Source organism: Leclercia adecarboxylata, from assembly GCF_023639785.1.
Taxonomy (GTDB): Bacteria; Pseudomonadota; Gammaproteobacteria; order Enterobacterales; family Enterobacteriaceae; genus Enterobacter; species Enterobacter adecarboxylatus_D.
Genome location: NZ_CP098325.1, coordinates 1,312,842 through 1,330,156, shown reverse-complemented (window position 1 = coordinate 1,330,156; position 17,315 = coordinate 1,312,842). Strand labels below are relative to the sequence as shown.

Sequence of the window (17,315 nt, the reverse complement as noted above, 5' to 3'; positions counted from 1 at the left end):
GCTCAGGCTCTCCTTTATTTTTTGTGCAAAATGTTAAAAACTCTACACTTAAAATAATAATTAACCGGGAAATTATTAATGGCGCACACCCATTCACACGCCCCTTCTTCTCAGGATCAAAATGCTAAACGCTTAATGCTGGCGTTTGGCGTCACCGCGACCTTTATGGTCATCGAAGTTACAGGCGGGCTGATTTCAGGCTCGCTGGCGCTGCTGGCCGACGCGGGCCATATGCTGACGGATGCGGCGGCCCTGCTCTTTGCCCTGCTCGCGGTGGTGTTTGCCCGACGCCCTCCCAGCAGTGGACGCACCTTTGGCTGGCTGCGTCTCACCACTCTCGCCGCCTTCGTCAATGCTCTTGCACTGGTGTTGATCACTGTCCTGATTGTCTGGGAAGCCATTCAGCGCTTCCGCTATCCGCAGCCTGTCGCGGGTGTCACCATGATGGTGGTTGCCGTCGCCGGGCTTGTGGCCAATATTCTGGCCTTCTGGCTTTTGCATCGCGGTAGCGAAGAGAAAAACCTCAACGTCCGCGCCGCTGCGCTACATGTGCTGGGGGATCTGCTGGGCTCGGTAGGTGCCATCGTCGCGGCGCTGGTGATCCTCTGGACAGGCTGGACGCCGGTCGACCCGATACTCTCGATTCTGGTTTCGTGTCTGGTGCTACGCAGCGCCTGGCGTCTGTTGCACGAGAGTGTGAATGAGCTACTGGAAGGCGCGCCGGCCACGCTGGATATTCCGGCGCTGAAGCGAAACTTAACGCGCTCCATTCCGGAAGTGCGCGATGTTCATCATATTCATGTCTGGATGGTGGGCGAAAAACCCCTGATGACGCTGCACGTCCAGGTGATCCCTCCCCACGATCACGATGCGTTACTGGGGCGTATTCAGCACTTCCTGGAGCACCATTACGCCATTGCGCACAGCACCATCCAGATGGAATACACCCCCTGTAATGGACCGGATTGCCATCTCAACGAGATTGAGCCCGGCCATACACATCATCACCACCACTAGCGCGACAACGCGTGAGAGCCTCGCTCGCGCGCGCTGTTAATCCACATCCTGCTGCCGTTCAGGGCGATGAAGGTAAGGATCATATACTCCAGCGACATGGCATAGACCCCCTGCAGAGCGAAGATCGCCACGCTGATGACGTTAATGATCACCCACAGCAGCCAGTTTTCGACATATTTACGGGTCATCAGGATCATGGCGGCAATGGAGAGCACCATCATGCATGAATCCCAGAACGGGAAGGCGTCAGGCTGCAGTTCCGGCATCGTCACGTTCATGCCGAGGGCATTCATCACCGAGACGGCCACGCGGGTCAGGAAGGCAAACACCGGGTCGATATAGACCGTCATCAGGCCAATCGCCACCACGCAGGCTGCGAGCCAGCCGATGGCCTTCGGCAACGGCAGCCAGCGGATCTGCAATTCTGCCTCCTGCTGGCTGTTCTGCCGCGACCATGCGTACCAGCCATAGATATTGGCGGCAAAGAAGAACAGCTGCAGCAGCAGGCTGGCATACAGCTGGATCTGAAAGAAGATAATGGCAAAAAGCGTGACGTTCACCAGGCCAAACGCGTAATTGACAATCTTCTCCAGACTGGCGAGCCAGATACAGAGCAGGCCTGCAATTGTCCCTACGGCTTCAATCCATGACAAGTCATAGCCGCCAGCGCCAATCGGTATATGTACCAGAATGTTTTGCGTGCTAAAAAAATCCATCTTTTCCCCTGAGCGTTACGTTTACGTGGTTTAAGGACGTAGTGTAGCCGCAAAATCCAGCATGCGGTTAAGCGGAATTAAGGCCCCTTCCCGCAGCGCAGCATCGACATGGATCTCATGGGCTGACCCACCCGACTCCAGCCCGTCTGCAATCGCCTTCAGCCCGTTCATGGCCATCCACGGACAGTGCGCGCAGCTGCGACAGGTTGCCCCCTCACCTGCTGTTGGCGCCTCCAGCAGCTCTTTGCCAGGCACCGCCTGCTGCATTTTGTAGAAGATGCCACGATCGGTCGCCACAATAAGCTGACTGTGCGGCAACGTTTTAGCGGCATTGATCAGCTGGCTGGTAGAGCCAACGGCATCCGCCATGTCGACGATAGCCTGCGGTGATTCCGGATGGACCAGAATAGCCGCATCCGGATAAAGACCTTTCATGCGTGCCAGCGCCTGGGTTTTGAATTCGTCATGCACGATACAGGCCCCCTGCCAGCACAGAATATCCGCCCCGGTCTGCTTCTGAACGTAGTTACCCAGGTGTTTGTCCGGTGCCCAGATAATTTTCTCGCCCAGGCTGTCGAGGTGCTCAATGAGTTCTACGGCAATGCTGGAGGTAACGACCCAGTCGGCACGCGCCTTGACCGCCGCTGAGGTGTTGGCGTAAACCACTACCGTTCTGTCAGGATGCGCGTCGCAGAAGGCGGTAAATTCATCGATCGGGCAGCCCAGATCGAGGGAGCATTCCGCATTCAGGGTCGGCATCAGGATAGTCTTTTCCGGACTGAGGATTTTTGCCGTCTCACCCATAAAACGGACCCCGGCTACCAGCAACGTGGAAGCAGGATGTTTTGCGCCAAAGCGCGCCATCTCCAGGGAGTCCGAAATGCAGCCGCCCGTCTCTTCTGCCAACTGCTGAATTTCAGGGTCGGTGTAGTAATGCGCCACCATGACCGCATCACGCTCTTTGAGCAGACGCTTAATTTTTTCACGGTAAAACTGCTTTTCGTCCAGGCTCAGCGGAACAGGTTTTGGCGGGAAGGGATAGATAGCGGCTTCAGGATCAAACATCACACTCATTTTGGCTTCTCGTTTTACTGGCTTAACAAATTTGCCATGCTTTAGCGATGATAACCAAAGTGACGGCAATTGTGTTTTGTATACTAAACAAGATAGCGAATTTAAGGTGAAAAGTCACTTCAAAAGGGAGCCGGTAGCATTTGATCGATGAGTTACGTGAATGTAGGCCTGATAAGCGCAGCGCCATCAGGCATGTGTTTCATGCGCAGGAATAACAGATAGCAAAAAAGCGCCTTTAGGGCGCCTTTTTACATTGGTGGGTCGTGCAGGATGACTCGCTTCGCTCGCCCTTCGGGCCGTCGCCGCCAGCGGCTCCGTTGCCTCACTGCGTTCGGCCCGAACCTGCTGCAGGTTCGAATCGTCCGGATCGCAGATAGCAAAAAGGCGCCTTTAGGGCGCCTTTTTACATTGGTGGGTCGTGCAGGATGACTCGCTTCGCTTGCCCTTCGGGCCGTCGCCGCCAGCGGCTCCGTTGCCTCACTGCGTTCGGCCCGAACCTGCTGCAGGTTCGAATCGTCTGGATCGCAGATAGCAAAAAGGCGCCTTTAGGGCGCCTTTTTACATTGGTGGGTCGTGCAGGATTCGAACCTGCGACCAATTGATTAAAAGTCAACTGCTCTACCAACTGAGCTAACGACCCCTTGCGGGATGTACTGCTTTCTTCGAAGTGGTGGGTCGTGCAGGATTCGAACCTGCGACCAATTGATTAAAAGTCAACTGCTCTACCAACTGAGCTAACGACCCATTCGGGTGCTGACTTCGAAGATTTTTACTCGGTACCAATTTAAAATTGGTGGGCCGTGCAGGATGACTCGGCTTCGCCTCGCCCTTCGGGCCGTTGCTAAAGCAACGTTATCCTTCACGTTTAATATCCGAGTCAGATATTAAAATTGGTGGGTCGTGCAGGATTCGAACCTGCGACCAATTGATTAAAAGTCAACTGCTCTACCAACTGAGCTAACGACCCGAGTGGTGGGTGATGACGGGATCGAACCGCCGACCCCCTCCTTGTAAGGGAGGTGCTCTCCCAGCTGAGCTAATCACCCGATACTACGCTGGATACTACTTTAAGTGGTGGGTCGTGCAGGATGACTCGGCTTCGCCTCGCCCTACGGGCCGTTGCTGACGCAACGTTATCCTTCACGCTAACCTACTGCTTTCCACTTAATTAGTGGTGGGTCGTGCAGGATTCGAACCTGCGACCAATTGATTAAAAGTCAACTGCTCTACCAACTGAGCTAACGACCCACTATTTTGGCTGCTTTTGGGCTGTTTGATATCCCTTGGCAACGGCGGCATATATTACTGATTTCAGAATTCTGCGCAACTAAAATTTTGATGAATATCACTTAACTGCTTATGAATTATGCGGCAAGACCAGAAAAAACGCGATTTCTGGTCATACGGCAATCAACCCATCGCAGCAAGACGTTTTTGCGCCTGTTTTGCACCTTCGGTACCCGGGAATTTAGCAACCACCTGCTGGAACACGGCTTTCGCTTTCGCGGTGTCGCCTTTGTCCTGCATGATCACACCGACCTTGTACATCGCGTCAGGTGCTTTCGGTGATTTAGGGTAATTTTTAACGACAGAGGCAAAATAGAATGCCGCATCGTCTTTTTTACCTTTGTTGTAATTCAACTGACCCAGCCAGTAGTTAGCGTTTGGCTGATAGGTGGAATCCGGGTATTTCTTGACGAAGTTCTGAAACGCCGCCATAGCCTCGTCCTGACGCGAGTTGTCTTGCACCAGGGCGATTGCCGCGTTGTAATCAGTGTTCGCATCACCGCTCTGCACAGGCGCAGCCGTTGAGGCTGACGTATCAGCCTGAGGCGTTGCCGCCGCACCAGCACCCTGATCCCCTGTCGCCGGTTGCGCTGCTGCGCCGCCGTTATTCAGGCTATCAATCTGCAACAGGATCTGCTTCTGGCGCTCCACAACCTGATTGAGCTGGTACTGGCTTTCCTGGATCTGTCCGCGCAGTGAGTCAATATCGGTTTGGTTGTCAGAGAGCTGCTGCTGAAGTTGGGTTAAAAGCTGGCTGTGAGCATTAGAAATACGCTCGAGTTGGGTGACCCGGTCTTCTACCGAGCCTGAGCCGACACTACTGATTGGTGCCTGAGCAAAAGCGGCCCAGGGGGCCGCTATACCAACCAGTAACGACAGACTCAACAGATGATGTCTGAAGTTACTGCTCATGCAATTCTCTTAGTAAACCAGTACGGCACGACGGTTTTTGGAGTAAGCCGCTTCGTCGTGGCCCAGTACTGCAGGTTTTTCTTTACCGTAAGAAACGATGGAGATCTGGTCAGCAGAAACGCCTTTACCCTGCAGGTACATTTTAACGGCGTTAGCACGACGCTCACCCAGGGAGATGTTGTACTCAGGCGTACCACGTTCGTCCGCGTGACCTTCTACGGTGACTTTGTAAGACGGGTTGCTACGCAGGAAGTTAGCGTGCGCATCCAGCATCGCAGCGAAGTCAGAACGGATGTCGAACTTGTCCAGATCGAAGTAAACAATGTTGTTCTGCTGCAGCTGCTGCATCTGAAGACGCGCTTGCTCTTCAGAAGACATATTGCCGTTGCCGTTTGCGTCCATACCGGTGCCGGCACCCATCATGCCTTCGCCGCTCTGGTCGTTGCTGGCGTTCTTGTTAGAAGAACACGCTGCGATTGCCATAACAGGCAGAGCGATCATCAGCCCTTTCAGCACTTTGTTCAGTTGCATTTCTATGATTCCTATATTATTCAATTAATTATTATTACAGGTACGGCGACCAGGCAGGTGATTTTACCTGTCCATCAGTTGCCGGAATACGCGCTTTGAAACGCCCATCGGTAGAAACCAGATTCAGCACGGATCCCATCCCCTGAGAAGAGCTGTAGATAACCATAGTGCCGTTAGGTGCCAGACTTGGCGTTTCGTCCAGGAAAGTCGACGACAGAACTTGTACGCCGCCCCCGCCCAGATCTTGTTTAGCAATGTGCTGCTGACCACCGGCCGAGCTAACCATTACCATGAACTTACCGTCAGCGCTCACGTCTGCGTCCTGGTTCTGAGAACCTTCCCAGGTGATACGCTGCGGTGCACCGCCGTTAATATTGACTTTATAAACCTGTGGACGACCCGCCTGGTCAGAGGTAAAGGCCAGGTTCTGGCTGTCCGGGAACCAGGTTGGTTCGGTGTTGTTGCTGCGACCGTCGGTGACCTGACGGATCTGGCCAGAGCCGATGTCCATCACGTACAGGTTCAGGCTACCGGTTTTAGACAGGGCAAACGCCAGTTTAGTACCGTCAGGCGAGAACGCAGGTGCGCCGTTATGACGTGGGAAAGAGGCAACCTGACGTACCGCACCGTTAGACAGCGTCTGGATAACCAGCGCTGAACGGCCACTTTCGAAGGTCACATACGCCAGCTTAGAACCGTCCGGTGACCAGGCCGGGGACATCAGCGGCTGTGGTGAACGGTGAACGGTGAACTGGTTGTAGCCATCGTAGTCAGAAACGCGCAGCTCATATGGGAACTGGCCGCCGTTGGTCTGCACAACGTAAGCGATACGGGTGCGGAATGCGCCTTTAATGCTGGTCAGCTTCTCAAAGACTTCATCACTCGCCGTATGGCCCGCATAACGCAGCCACTGTTTGTTCACTTTATAGCTGTTCTGTGCCAGCACGGTACCCGGTGCGCCACCGGTATCCACCAGCTGATAGGCCACGGTGTAACCGCCGTCCGGGTTAGGGGTAACCTGCCCCACCACTACCGCATCAATACCCAGCGCAGACCATGCCGCCGGTTGCAGTTCTGCGGCAGTGCCCGGCTGCTGTGGCAGACGAGAACGATCTAACGGATTGAATTTACCGCTATTGCGCAGGTCAGCAGCAACAATGCCACCCACATCTTCCGGCGCGGCACCAGGCCCTTTCCACTGGAACGGAACCACACCAATTGGACGTGCCGAATCCACCCCCTGGGTGATTTCGATACGCACTTCTGCGTGCAGCACCGCTGCCCACAGCATTAAAAAACTCATTGCAACACGTAATGCCTGCTTCATCATATCTCCCATATCCGGGTAACCTTACCCGCATAATTTAGCAGAATGTTAACAAACCCAAATAAACAAAACTACCAACTCACAGCCTCAAACGTAGACTGTTTTGCCAACTTTAGTGGGAAAAACGCTACAGTTTGAAATCAAGTTTGGCATCTTTTACTTTTTCATAAACAGCCTGGCTAGGCGGTTTAGGAATTCTGGCAGTTTTTGCTGCAGTGAGCGCTGCCTGACATAACGCAGGATCGCCGCCTTCTTCGGTGACATTCAGCAGCAGCCCGTCTGGTGCCAGCTTGATATGCAGCACACAGGATTTACCAGCATACAGATCGGCGCCATAGAGACGGCTCTGAATTGCGTTACGAATTTGCGTGGCATAGGCACTAATATCAGCGCCGGACGCGCCGCCGTTTGCCCCACTTGTCCCGCTATCTTTTGCTGGTTGACCGTTACCTTTTGCCCCACCCGATTTCGGCGCATTCTTACCTGAGCTCAAATCACCGAACAGGTCGTCTACATCCGATGCAGCCGCTTTTTCTGCTGCAGCTTTTTTCGCAGCAGCGGCTTTCGCGGCGGCGGCTTTGTCAGCAGCAGCTTTATCGGCAGCGGCTTTCTTCTCTGCAGCGGCTTTTTTATCTGCGGCTGCTTTTTCTGCCGCAGCGGCTTTCTTATCAGCTGCGGCTTTTTCTGCAGCCGCCTTTTCAGCTGCCGCGGCTTTCTCTGCCGCAGCGGCTTTTTTAGCGGCTTCAGCAGCCGCTTTCTTCTCGGCTTCCTGGGCAGCCTGCTTAGCGGCTTCTGCTTCGGCTTTCTTCTGGGCTTCTGCCGCGGCTTTCTTAGCCGCCTCTGCTTCTACCTTTTTCTTCGCGTCAGCAGCGGCTTTTGCTGCTTCGGCTTCAGCCTGTTTCTGCGCATCGGCAGCGGCTTTTTTCGCTGCTGCGGCGGCGGCTTCTGCGGCTTGTTTTGCCTGGGCATCCGCTTTCGCTTTAGCCTCTGCTGCGGCTTTCGCCGCGGCCTCTTCGGCCTGCTTCTGCTGCTCCTGGGCTTTCTTCGCTGCGGCTTCAGCCTGTTTCTGCTGCTCCGCCTGCTCTTTTGCCGCTTCCTGCGCCTGCAAGCGTTCTTTCTCAAGCTGCTTCAGGCGTTCCTGCTCGGCAGCCTGCTTTTCACGCAGCTCCTCCGCCTGCTGTTGCGCCTGTTTTTCGCGTTGCTCTTCAGCACGTTTCGCACTCGCTTGCTGCTGTTGCTGGCGGTTATAGTTCTGCACCACCGCGCCGGGATCGACCATGACAGCATCGATGGATGAACCTCCACCCCCGCCGGCAGCGGCATCCAGATGCTCATCGAACGAACTCCAGATCAGTGCTGCAAAAAGAATGACATGCAGCACCGCCGAGATAATTATCGCCCGTTTAAGCTTATCGTTTTGTTCGGTTGCCTTTGACACTATTGGTTCCCAAAAACTCTGTTGTGTACGCAGATGATCAAATAGGCTGCGTCATCAAGCCGACTGACTTAACGCCCGCGCTATGCAACAGGTTCAGCGCTTTAATTATTTCATCGTAAGGCACGTCTTTCGCACCCCCGATTAAGAAGACTGTTTTCGGATTGGATTGCAGACGTCGTTGCGCTTCCGCAATGACCTGCTCCGGCGGTAGCTGATCCATACGATCTTTTTCCACTACCACGCTGTACTGTCCAACCCCGGATACCTCAATGATGACCGGAGGATCGTCATTGGTGCTTACAGCCTGAGATTCTGTCGCGTCCGGCAGATCAACCTCAACGCTCTGGGTAATGATGGGTGCTGTCGCCATAAAGATCAGCAGCAGCACCAGCAGCACATCCAGCAGCGGTACAATGTTGATTTCGGACTTCAATTCGCGACGACCCCGTCCACGCTGTCTGGCCATGGTTTACCCCTTGTTGCTCTCGGTGCTGGTAAACGCCTGGCGGTGCAGAATCGCAGTGAACTCTTCCATGAAGTTGTCGTAGTTCAGTTCCAGTTTGTTCACACGCTGGTTCAGACGGTTATAGGCCATAACCGCTGGAATCGCCGCGAACAGACCGATAGCGGTCGCGATCAGCGCTTCTGCGATACCTGGTGCAACCATTTGCAGCGTCGCCTGTTTTACCGCCCCCAGGGCGATAAAGGCGTGCATGATCCCCCAGACCGTACCAAACAGACCGATATAAGGGCTGATGGAGCCGACGGTACCCAGGAACGGGATATGCGTTTCCAGCGTCTCCAGTTCACGGTTCATCGAAATACGCATCGCACGGGATGCGCCTTCAACGACCGCTTCCGGCGCATGGTTGTTAGCCCGGTGCAGGCGCGCGAACTCTTTAAATCCGCTATAGAAGATTTGCTCGGAGCCGGAGAGGTTTTCACGACGGCCCTGGCTCTCCTGATACAAACGAGAAAGTTCGATACCGGACCAGAACTTGTCTTCAAAAGCTTCCGCTTCGCGGCCTGCGGCGTTGAGGATACGGGTTCTCTGGATAATGATGGCCCAGGATGCGATTGAAAAACCAATCAAAATCAACATGATAAGTTTAACCAGAAGGCTCGCCTTCAGGAACAAATCAAGGATATTCATGTCAGTCACTGCTTAAACTCCGCGACAATAGACTTAGGAAGCGCACGAGGCTTCATGATGAGTGGATCAACACAGACAATCAGGACTTCAGCTTCGTTCAGTACCTGGTTCTCTCCATTGACGATCCGCTGCGTGAAAACCATCGAGGTTCCGCGCATTGATGTTATTTCCGTTTGGACTTCGAGCATATCGTCGAGTCTGGCAGGCGCAAAATACTCCAGCGTCATCTTGCGTACCACGAAGGCAACTCGCTCCGCCAACAGAACCTGCTGGCTAAAGTGATGATGGCGCAGCATTTCAGTGCGTGCTCGTTCATAAAAGGCAACGTAGCTGGCGTGGTAAACCACACCACCGGCGTCAGTGTCTTCATAGTAGACACGAACCGGCCATCGAAATAGCGTTGTATTCACTTTACATCCCGGTAATGCAAAAAGGTTTAGAGCTTTTGAACTTCGCTACTATACGCGCGGGAATGGTGGTTTGGAATGGGGGAAAGTAAACAGAGAGTAAATTTTTATGGGCCTGGGTAGACCCATAATTTTAACGGATAATTCTTATTCAGCTGAAAAAGAAAATCAGCCCAATCAGCAGGACCACATCCGCGATCAGCGGGCAAAAAATGCCCTGCCAGTGTACCGCTTTTGGACGAAAGCCAACGCCGTGGATCACACCAGCGCATACTGCCCACATCATGAGAAAACCGTGCCAGATTTCGAGCTCGCTGGTCTTCGCCGCAAAGCGCGACGGGTCCCAGAAGATGCAGCCCGCCAGCAGTAAGGCCATCACTAAGGAAAGCGCCCTTAACGGGCGCTTGTCCATGATCGCGTAGAGATACGTGATCATCAGTGTTTTTCTTCACCGGCTTTGGTCGCTTCAACATGCTCAAGCGCCAGGGCGGTAATCACACCAAATGCACAGGCCAGAAGCGTTCCTAAAATCCATGCGAAATACCACATATTCAGCTCCTTCCTTAATACATAGAGTGAGTATTGCTTTCGATATGTTCTTTCGTGATACGACCGTACATTTTCCAGTAACACCAGGCGGTGTAAGCCAGAATGATCGGTACGAACACGGCAGCCACAAACGTCATCAGATTCAGCGTCATCTGACTGGAGGTGGCATCCCACATGGTCAGACTCGCATTCAGCATGGTGCTGGACGGCATCACGAACGGGAACATCGCGATACCGGCAGTCAGGATAATGCACGCCAGGGTCAGTGAAGAGAAGATAAACGCCAGAGCGCCTTTTTCCATGCGAGACGTCAGCAGTGTCAGCAGCGGAAGCACCACGCCCAGCGCCGGAATCGCCCACAGAATCGGGGTATTATTGAAGTTCACCAGCCAGGCGCCTGCCTGACGAGCCACTTCTTTAGTCAGCGGGTTCGATGGCGCAGTATGGTTAATCGCTGAGGTCACCACGTAACCGTCGATACCAAACATGACCCATACGCCTGCCAGCGCGAAGCCAACCAGCGTCACCAGAGCCGCAATCTGCGATACCGCACGAGAGCGCAGATGCAGTTCACCCACGGTACGCATTTGCAGATAGGTTGCCCCCTGGGTGAGGATCATCGCCACGCTGACCACGCCCGCCAGCAGGCCGAACGGGTTCAGCAGCTGGAAGAAGTTGCCGGTGTAGTACAGGCGCATGTATTCATCGAGGTGGAACGGCACGCCCTGCAGCAGGTTGCCGAACGCGACGCCGATTACCAAAGGTGGCACGAAGCTACCGATGAAGATGCCCCAGTCCCACATGTTGCGCCAGCGGGTATCTTCGATCTTCGAGCGGTAATCAAAACCCACCGGACGGAAGAACAACGACGCCAGCACCAGGATCATCGCCACATAGAAGCCGGAGAACGCCGCGGCGTAGACCATCGGCCAGGCAGCAAACAGCGCACCACCTGCGGTGATGAGCCACACCTGGTTACCGTCCCAGTGAGGGGCGATGGAGTTAATCATAATTCGACGCTCGGTATCATTACGACCGAGGAAGCGGGTGAGCATGCCCACCCCCATGTCGAACCCGTCAGTGACCGCGAAACCAATCAGTAAGATCCCGACCAGCAGCCACCAGATAAAACGCAATACTTCATAATCGATCATTTGACGACTCCTGTCTTAGCGTGCCGGCTGAGTAGCCACGGTGGACTGCTCGTAGTGGTAGCGACCGGTTTTCAGGCTGCTTGGGCCAAGGCGCGCAAACTTGAACATCAGGAACAGTTCAGCCACCAGGAACAGGGTGTACAGACCACAAATCAGCAGCATGGAGAAGATCAGATCCCCGGCGGTCAGGGATGAGTTCGCCACGGCAGTTGGCAGTACCTCACCGATAGCCCACGGCTGACGGCCATACTCGGCAACAAACCAGCCGGATTCGATGGCGATCCACGGCAGTGGGATACCATACAGCGCCGTGCGCAGCAGCCATTTTTTCTCGCCGATACGGTTGCGGATAACCGACCAGAAAGAAGCGCCGATGATCAACAGCATGATGATGCCGCAGCCAACCATGATACGGAACGCGAAGTACAGCGGCGCGACACGTGGAATGGAGTCTTTCGTCGCCAGCTGGATCTGCTCTTCCGTCGCGTCAGAGACGTTCGGGGTATAGCGCTTCAGCAGCAGACCGTAACCCAGGTCTTTCTTCACGTTGTTAAACTCATCGCGAACGGTCTGATCGGTAGAACCGTCACGCAGTTGCTCCAGCAGGGAGTAGGCTTTCATCCCGTTACGGATACGCTCTTCATGCTGCACCAGCAGGTCTTTCAGGCCGATAACCGGCGTATCCACAGAGCGGGTGGCAATGATACCGAGCGCATAAGGGATCTGAATAGCGAAGTGGTTTTCCTGCGCGTCCTGATCGGGAATACCAAACAGGGTGAAGGCGGCTGGCGCAGGCTGGGTTTCCCACTCTGCTTCGATCGCGGCCAGTTTGGTTTTCTGCACGTCGCCCATCTCGTAACCGGATTCATCACCCAGCACAATAACGGAGAGGATAGCGGCCATACCGAAGCTTGCCGCGATGGCGAAAGAGCGCTTGGCAAAGGCGAAGTCACGACCACGCAGCATGTAGTAGGCGCTGATGCCCAGCACGAACATCGCGCCGCAGACATAGCCGGATGCCACAGTGTGAACGAATTTCACCTGCGCCACCGGGTTCAGCACCAGCTCGGAGAAGCTGACCATCTCCATACGCATGGTTTCGAAGTTGAAATCAGACGCGATAGGGTTCTGCATCCAGCCGTTGGCCACCAGGATCCACAGCGCGGACAGGTTAGAGCCCAGAGCGACCAGCCAGGTGACGCACATGTGCTGTACTTTACCCAGGCGATCCCAGCCAAAGAAGAACAGACCTACAAAGGTGGATTCGAGGAAGAAGGCCATCAGACCTTCAATGGCCAGCGGCGCACCGAAGATATCCCCGACATAGTGGGAATAGTAAGACCAGTTAGTCCCGAACTGGAACTCCATGGTCAGACCGGTTGCCACGCCCAGGGCAAAGTTGATACCAAACAACTTGCCCCAGAACTTGGTCATATCTTTATAAATCTGTTTGCCGGAAAGGACGTAGACCGTTTCCATAATGGCCAGCAGGAACGCCATACCGAGCGTCAGTGGCACAAAAAGGAAGTGGTACATCGCGGTCAAGGCAAACTGTAAGCGCGACAGTTCGACTATATCTAACATCATGACTCCTTGCTCATCGCATGAAGACTCCGAGAGTGAACCCCGTTAGAAAGGATCCACACACATGCCCCAAAAAAAAGTTATCAGCATCCTTTCTTCGTTACTTAATCTTCGCAGGAGGAAAAAGCCATGATGAAAGGTTGCAGATGCGTTAATAAAAACAGAAATTGATCCCGCAAATATATTACGCTGCAAAACCCTTACAATAAACAGGTTTTTATTGAAAGCGTTTTATGTTTTACGACAGCGATCAATATATAGCGAATTTACCCCTTTTCGACCAGTTTGATCGGGAACAATTTAACGCCTTTTGGCGCTCTTTTCCAGGTATTAAATATTGATATAAATCAATATCGCCCAGGTGTGTTAAGGGTGTTTCTGCATGGTAAATACAATGAAAATAATGTTAACAGTATGTTTGCCGATCGACGTGGTAGTTATCAAATAAAGGGAAAAATATAAATAAAGGTGATTTAAATTAACGCAAAAAGCGGCGCAGGTTTTTAATAGTGCCGAACAGTTAATGTTAGATGCTTCACAGTAATTTTCCACGCCGTTTTTTATTCAAAATAGTTATCACAAATATTTTACTTTTAACAATCCATAAATTAACACCGCGCTGTTACCATTTTGTTTCTGATCGTATCCCCCCCTCCTTTACCTGACGCCTCTGCTGAGATTTTATTCGCCCTTCCCTTTTGCGGCATGGGGCAAATCGCGGCCAAAAAAAAGGCCATCTTACGATGGCCAACCATGTCGAAACGGACATTTATTATGTCAAAGCTCCCCGCACGGGGAGCAGAGAGGATTTACTTAATGATGGATTTCAGTGCTTCACCGATGTCAGCCAGGCTGCGAACGGTTTTCACGCCAGCGGCTTCCAGCGCTGCGAATTTCTCGTCCGCAGTACCTTTACCGCCCGCGATGATGGCGCCTGCGTGGCCCATACGCTTGCCTTTCGGCGCAGTCACACCCGCGATGTAGCCAACGACTGGCTTAGTCACATGGTCTTTAATGTAAGCAGCCGCTTCTTCTTCCGCGCTACCGCCGATCTCACCGATCATGACGATCGCTTCAGTCTGCGGGTCTTCCTGGAACAGCTTCAGGATGTCGATGAAGTTAGAGCCCGGGATTGGGTCGCCGCCGATGCCCACACAGGTGGACTGGCCGAAACCGTAGTCGGTGGTCTGCTTAACCGCTTCATAGGTCAAGGTACCGGAACGGGAGACGATGCCCACTTTGCCCGGCTTGTGAATGTGGCCCGGCATGATGCCGATTTTGCATTCGCCTGGGGTGATGACGCCCGGGCAGTTTGGCCCGATCATGCGTACACCCGCTTCGTCCAGCTTCACCTTCACGGTCAGCATATCCAGCGTCGGGATACCTTCGGTAATGGTGATGATCAGTTTGATACCTGCGTCGATAGCTTCCAGAATGGAGTCTTTGCAGAATGGCGCCGGAACGTAGATCACGGTGGCGGTTGCGCCAGTCGCTTCTACCGCTTCACGCACGGTGTTGAACACCGGCAGGCCCAGATGCGTGGTGCCGCCTTTGCCTGGCGTTACGCCGCCAACCATCTGCGTACCGTAAGCAATCGCCTGCTCAGAGTGGAATGAACCCTGGCTACCGGTGAAGCCCTGGCAGATAACCTTGGTATCTTTATTAATTAAAACGGACATTATTTCCCCTCCACTGCGGCAACAACCTGCTGAGCTGCATCCGTCAGACTTTTCGCTGCAATAATATTCAGGCCGCTGTCAGCCAGTTTTTTCGCGCCGAGTTCAGCGTTGTTACCTTCCAGACGGACAACAACCGGGACGTTTACGCCCACTTCTTCTACCGCGCCGATGATACCGTCAGCGATCAGGTCGCAACGTACGATACCGCCGAAGATGTTAACCAGAACCGCTTTTACATTGTCATCGGAGAGGATGATTTTGAATGCTTCGGTCACGCGCTCTTTGGTTGCACCGCCGCCCACATCCAGGAAGTTTGCCGGCTCGCCGCCGTGCAGCTTAACGATGTCCATGGTGCCCATTGCCAGGCCCGCACCGTTAACCATGCAGCCGATGTTGCCATCGAGTGCTACGTAGTTCAGCTCCCACTGTGCAGCCTGCGCTTCACGTGGGTCTTCCTGGGACTGGTCGCGCATTTCGCGCAGGTCTGCCTGGCGGAACAGCGCGTTGCCGTCAGCGCCCAGTTTGCCGTCGAGGCAGATCAGATCGCCCTGCTTAGTGATAACCAGCGGGTTGATTTCGATCAGCGCCAGGTCGCGCTCGAGGAAGATAGTGGCCAGGCCCATGAAGATCTTGGTGAATTGCTGCACCAGTTTGCCTTCCAGACCCAGTTTGAATGCCAGCTCACGACCCTGGTAAGGCATTGGGCCTGCCAGCGGATCGATAGCGACTTTGTGGATCAGGTGTGGGGTCTCTTCCGCCACTTTTTCGATTTCCACGCCGCCTTCGGTAGAGGCCATAAACACCACGCGACGGGAGCTACGATCTACGACTGCGCCAAGGTAGAGTTCTTTTGCAATATCGGTTGCCGCTTCAACCAGGATCTGGTTAACCGGCTGGCCGCCTGCGTCTGTCTGATAGGTCACCAGACGCTTACCGAGCCAATGTTCTGCAAAGGCGCGGATCTCTTCTTTGCTGTTAACAACCTTCACACCGCCCGCTTTACCGCGGCCGCCAGCGTGAACCTGACATTTTACTACCCAAGGACCCGCACCGATTTTAGAGGCGGCTTCTTCTGCTTCACGAGGGGTATTGCAGGCATAACCCACCGGAGCCGGTAAGCCATACCGGGCAAACAGCTGTTTTGCCTGATATTCATGTAAGTTCATGTGTTCTATCCATCCTTCAGGGTAATCGTTAGGTCATGCTTTTGTAGGCCCGGCAGACAAAACGCCGCCGGGCAGTACCGCTAAAAACTAGACGTCCAGCAGCAGACGCGTTGGATCTTCCAGCAGCTCTTTAATGGCTACCAGGAAGCCCACAGACTCGCGGCCGTCGATCAGACGGTGATCGTAGGAGAGCGCCAGATACATCATCGGCAGGATCTCGACTTTACCGTCAACCGCCATAGGACGATCTTTGATGGCGTGCATGCCAAGGATCGCGCTCTGCGGTGGGTTGATGATTGGAGTAGACATCAGCGAACCGAATACGCCACCGTTGGTAATGGTGAAGTTACCGCCGGTCAGGTCGTCTACGGTCAGCTTGCCGTCACGGCCTTTTACTGCCAGCTCTTTGATGTTCTTCTCGATGTCAGCCATGCCCAGGGTATCCACATCACGCAGAACCGGGGTCACCAGGCCACGTGGGGTAGAAACGGCCATGCTCACGTCGAAGTAGTTGTGATAAACCACGTCATCGCCATCGATGGAGGCGTTCACTTCCGGGTAGCGTTTCAGCGCTTCAACAACCGCTTTCACGTAGAAGGACATAAAGCCCAGACGGATACCGTGACGTTTTTCAAACGCGTCACCGTACTGCTTACGCAGGTCCATGATTGGCTTCATGTTGACTTCGTTGAAGGTGGTCAGCATCGCGGTAGAGTTTTTCGCTTCCAGCAGACGCTCGGCCACACGCTTACGCAGACGGGTCATCGGCACGCGTTTTTCGCTGCGGGCGCCCAGCGCTGGCGCTGGCTGTGCTGCTGTCGCCGCAGGGGCTTTGGCTTCTGCTTTCGCTTCAGAAGGCCCTTTAGCCAGATGCTTGTCGATATCTTCGCGAGTCAGACGGCCACCCACGCCGGTGCCTTTAATGGCAGCCGGGTCGAGGCTGTGCTCGGCCAGCAGACGACGGATCGCCGGGCTGAGCGCGTCGTTAGTCTGCTCTTCCAGGGAGGCCTGCTGGCGCTGCGCTGGGGTAGAAGCTTTCTCTTCAGTTTTCGCGCTGGACTCTTTACCTGCGCTGTTGCCTTCACGCAGGCGGCCCAGGATCTGGCGAGACGTTACGGTTGTCCCTTCATCTTCCAGTACGGCATCAAGAACACCATCCGCCGAAGCCGGTACTTCCAGTACCACTTTGTCAGTTTCGATTTCTACCAGCACTTCGTCGCGCTTAACGGCATCGCCCGGTTTTTTGTGCCAGGTGGCGACGGTCGCATCTGCTACAGACTCAGGCAGGTCGGGAACAAGAATATCTACGCTACTCATTATG

The 17,315-nt window shown here is 54.1% G+C and carries 17 protein-coding genes, 5 tRNA genes and 1 other RNA gene; 1 reads left to right on the top strand and 22 read right to left on the bottom strand.

Annotated features, from left to right (window positions below; translation table 11 throughout):
- Positions 1–78 precede the first annotated feature (78 nt).
- Complete coding sequence (gene zitB / locus NB069_RS06240) at positions 79–1,017, top strand: CDF family zinc transporter ZitB (protein ID WP_250588563.1); 939 nt, start codon at positions 79–81, stop codon at positions 1,015–1,017.
- Here zitB and pnuC read toward each other — a convergent pair.
- The 22 genes from pnuC to odhB form a co-directional block, all read right to left on the bottom strand.
- Positions 1,014–1,733 (bottom strand): nicotinamide riboside transporter PnuC, encoded by a 720-nt coding sequence (gene pnuC / locus NB069_RS06235; RefSeq protein WP_250588562.1) that lies wholly within the window; start codon positions 1,731–1,733, stop codon positions 1,014–1,016. The two genes, zitB and pnuC, sit on opposite strands and share 4 nt — an antisense overlap.
- Positions 1,734–1,763: 30 nt before the next feature.
- Positions 1,764–2,807 carry a quinolinate synthase NadA gene (gene nadA / locus NB069_RS06230; protein ID WP_250588561.1) on the bottom strand — a complete coding sequence of 348 codons (1,044 nt, stop codon included), beginning with the start codon at positions 2,805–2,807 and terminating at the stop codon, positions 1,764–1,766.
- A gap of 254 nt (positions 2,808–3,061) precedes the next feature.
- A non-coding RNA gene (locus NB069_RS06225) (RtT sRNA) lies at positions 3,062–3,190 on the bottom strand.
- 181 nt (positions 3,191–3,371) lie between these two features.
- Positions 3,372–3,447: transfer RNA gene (locus tag NB069_RS06215), tRNA-Lys, on the bottom strand.
- A 28-nt stretch (positions 3,448–3,475) separates the two neighbouring features.
- Positions 3,476–3,551: transfer RNA gene (locus tag NB069_RS06210), tRNA-Lys, on the bottom strand.
- 147 nt (positions 3,552–3,698) lie between these two features.
- A tRNA-Lys gene (locus tag NB069_RS06205) sits at positions 3,699–3,774 on the bottom strand.
- 3 nt (positions 3,775–3,777) lie between these two features.
- A tRNA-Val gene (locus tag NB069_RS06200) sits at positions 3,778–3,853 on the bottom strand.
- 126 nt (positions 3,854–3,979) lie between these two features.
- Positions 3,980–4,055, bottom strand: a tRNA-Lys gene (locus NB069_RS06195).
- Positions 4,056–4,217: 162 nt separating this feature from the next.
- On the bottom strand, positions 4,218–5,006 hold the full coding sequence (cpoB, locus tag NB069_RS06190) for a cell division protein CpoB (RefSeq protein ID WP_250588560.1): 789 nt from the start codon (positions 5,004–5,006) through the stop codon (positions 4,218–4,220).
- Positions 5,007–5,015: 9 nt separating this feature from the next.
- Positions 5,016–5,537: a peptidoglycan-associated lipoprotein Pal gene (pal, locus tag NB069_RS06185; RefSeq protein ID WP_032617096.1), complete on the bottom strand. Its 522-nt coding sequence runs from the start codon at positions 5,535–5,537 to the stop codon at positions 5,016–5,018.
- Positions 5,538–5,571: 34 nt separating this feature from the next.
- A complete protein-coding gene (gene tolB / locus NB069_RS06180; RefSeq protein ID WP_250589461.1) occupies positions 5,572–6,864 on the bottom strand; it encodes a Tol-Pal system beta propeller repeat protein TolB in 1,293 nt (430 codons plus the stop codon).
- Positions 6,865–6,991: 127 nt separating this feature from the next.
- On the bottom strand, positions 6,992–8,302 hold the full coding sequence (gene tolA, locus NB069_RS06175; protein ID WP_250588559.1) for a cell envelope integrity protein TolA: 1,311 nt from the start codon (positions 8,300–8,302) through the stop codon (positions 6,992–6,994).
- Positions 8,303–8,339: 37 nt separating this feature from the next.
- Positions 8,340–8,768, bottom strand: a complete 429-nt coding sequence (gene tolR, locus NB069_RS06170; RefSeq protein ID WP_039029343.1) for a colicin uptake protein TolR — start codon at positions 8,766–8,768, stop codon at positions 8,340–8,342.
- Positions 8,769–8,771: 3 nt separating this feature from the next.
- The gene (gene tolQ / locus NB069_RS06165; RefSeq protein WP_072036639.1) at positions 8,772–9,464 is read right to left on the bottom strand and encodes a Tol-Pal system protein TolQ; all 693 of its coding nucleotides are present in this window, start codon (positions 9,462–9,464) and stop codon (positions 8,772–8,774) included.
- A complete protein-coding gene (gene ybgC, locus NB069_RS06160; protein WP_250588558.1) occupies positions 9,461–9,865 on the bottom strand; it encodes a tol-pal system-associated acyl-CoA thioesterase in 405 nt (134 codons plus the stop codon). The genes tolQ and ybgC overlap by 4 nt, the downstream gene beginning before the upstream one ends.
- Positions 9,866–10,013: 148 nt before the next feature.
- Complete coding sequence (gene ybgE / locus NB069_RS06155; protein WP_250588557.1) at positions 10,014–10,298, bottom strand: cyd operon protein YbgE; 285 nt, start codon at positions 10,296–10,298, stop codon at positions 10,014–10,016.
- Entirely contained in the window at positions 10,298–10,411 is a 114-nt protein-coding gene (gene cydX, locus NB069_RS06150) for a cytochrome bd-I oxidase subunit CydX (protein WP_003858598.1), read from the bottom strand. Before cydX ends, ybgE begins: the two co-directional genes overlap by 1 nt.
- A 14-nt stretch (positions 10,412–10,425) precedes the next feature.
- The gene (gene cydB / locus NB069_RS06145; RefSeq protein WP_250588556.1) at positions 10,426–11,565 is read right to left on the bottom strand and encodes a cytochrome d ubiquinol oxidase subunit II; all 1,140 of its coding nucleotides are present in this window, start codon (positions 11,563–11,565) and stop codon (positions 10,426–10,428) included.
- A gap of 15 nt (positions 11,566–11,580) precedes the next feature.
- Positions 11,581–13,149, bottom strand: coding sequence for a cytochrome ubiquinol oxidase subunit I (cydA, locus tag NB069_RS06140; protein WP_250588555.1), 1,569 nt, complete (start codon positions 13,147–13,149; stop codon positions 11,581–11,583).
- An 809-nt stretch (positions 13,150–13,958) separates the two neighbouring features.
- Positions 13,959–14,828, bottom strand: a complete 870-nt coding sequence (gene sucD / locus NB069_RS06135; protein WP_032617085.1) for a succinate--CoA ligase subunit alpha — start codon at positions 14,826–14,828, stop codon at positions 13,959–13,961.
- A complete protein-coding gene (gene sucC / locus NB069_RS06130; RefSeq protein ID WP_032617084.1) occupies positions 14,828–15,994 on the bottom strand; it encodes an ADP-forming succinate--CoA ligase subunit beta in 1,167 nt (388 codons plus the stop codon). The genes sucD and sucC overlap by 1 nt, the downstream gene beginning before the upstream one ends.
- A gap of 87 nt (positions 15,995–16,081) precedes the next feature.
- Entirely contained in the window at positions 16,082–17,311 is a 1,230-nt protein-coding gene (odhB, locus tag NB069_RS06125; protein ID WP_250588554.1) for a 2-oxoglutarate dehydrogenase complex dihydrolipoyllysine-residue succinyltransferase, read from the bottom strand.
- Positions 17,312–17,315: the final 4 nt, after the last annotated feature.

Coding starts and splice junctions, on each gene's coding strand:
- sucC (WP_032617084.1), bottom strand. CDS start 15,994: ATGAACTTACATGAATATCAGGCAAAACAGCTGTTTGCCCGGTATGGC.
- pnuC (WP_250588562.1), bottom strand. CDS start 1,733: ATGGATTTTTTTAGCACGCAAAACATTCTGGTACATATACCGATTGGC.
- ybgE (WP_250588557.1), bottom strand. CDS start 10,298: ATGATCACGTATCTCTACGCGATCATGGACAAGCGCCCGTTAAGGGCG.
- tolB (WP_250589461.1), bottom strand. CDS start 6,864: ATGAAGCAGGCATTACGTGTTGCAATGAGTTTTTTAATGCTGTGGGCA.
- cydX (WP_003858598.1), bottom strand. CDS start 10,411: ATGTGGTATTTCGCATGGATTTTAGGAACGCTTCTGGCCTGTGCATTT.
- nadA (WP_250588561.1), bottom strand. CDS start 2,807: ATGAGTGTGATGTTTGATCCTGAAGCCGCTATCTATCCCTTCCCGCCA.
- sucD (WP_032617085.1), bottom strand. CDS start 14,828: ATGTCCGTTTTAATTAATAAAGATACCAAGGTTATCTGCCAGGGCTTC.
- tolR (WP_039029343.1), bottom strand. CDS start 8,768: ATGGCCAGACAGCGTGGACGGGGTCGTCGCGAATTGAAGTCCGAAATC.
- zitB (WP_250588563.1), top strand. CDS start 79: ATGGCGCACACCCATTCACACGCCCCTTCTTCTCAGGATCAAAATGCT.
- cydB (WP_250588556.1), bottom strand. CDS start 11,565: ATGATCGATTATGAAGTATTGCGTTTTATCTGGTGGCTGCTGGTCGGG.
- cydA (WP_250588555.1), bottom strand. CDS start 13,149: ATGTTAGATATAGTCGAACTGTCGCGCTTACAGTTTGCCTTGACCGCG.
- pal (WP_032617096.1), bottom strand. CDS start 5,537: ATGCAACTGAACAAAGTGCTGAAAGGGCTGATGATCGCTCTGCCTGTT.
- odhB (WP_250588554.1), bottom strand. CDS start 17,311: ATGAGTAGCGTAGATATTCTTGTTCCCGACCTGCCTGAGTCTGTAGCA.
- cpoB (WP_250588560.1), bottom strand. CDS start 5,006: ATGAGCAGTAACTTCAGACATCATCTGTTGAGTCTGTCGTTACTGGTT.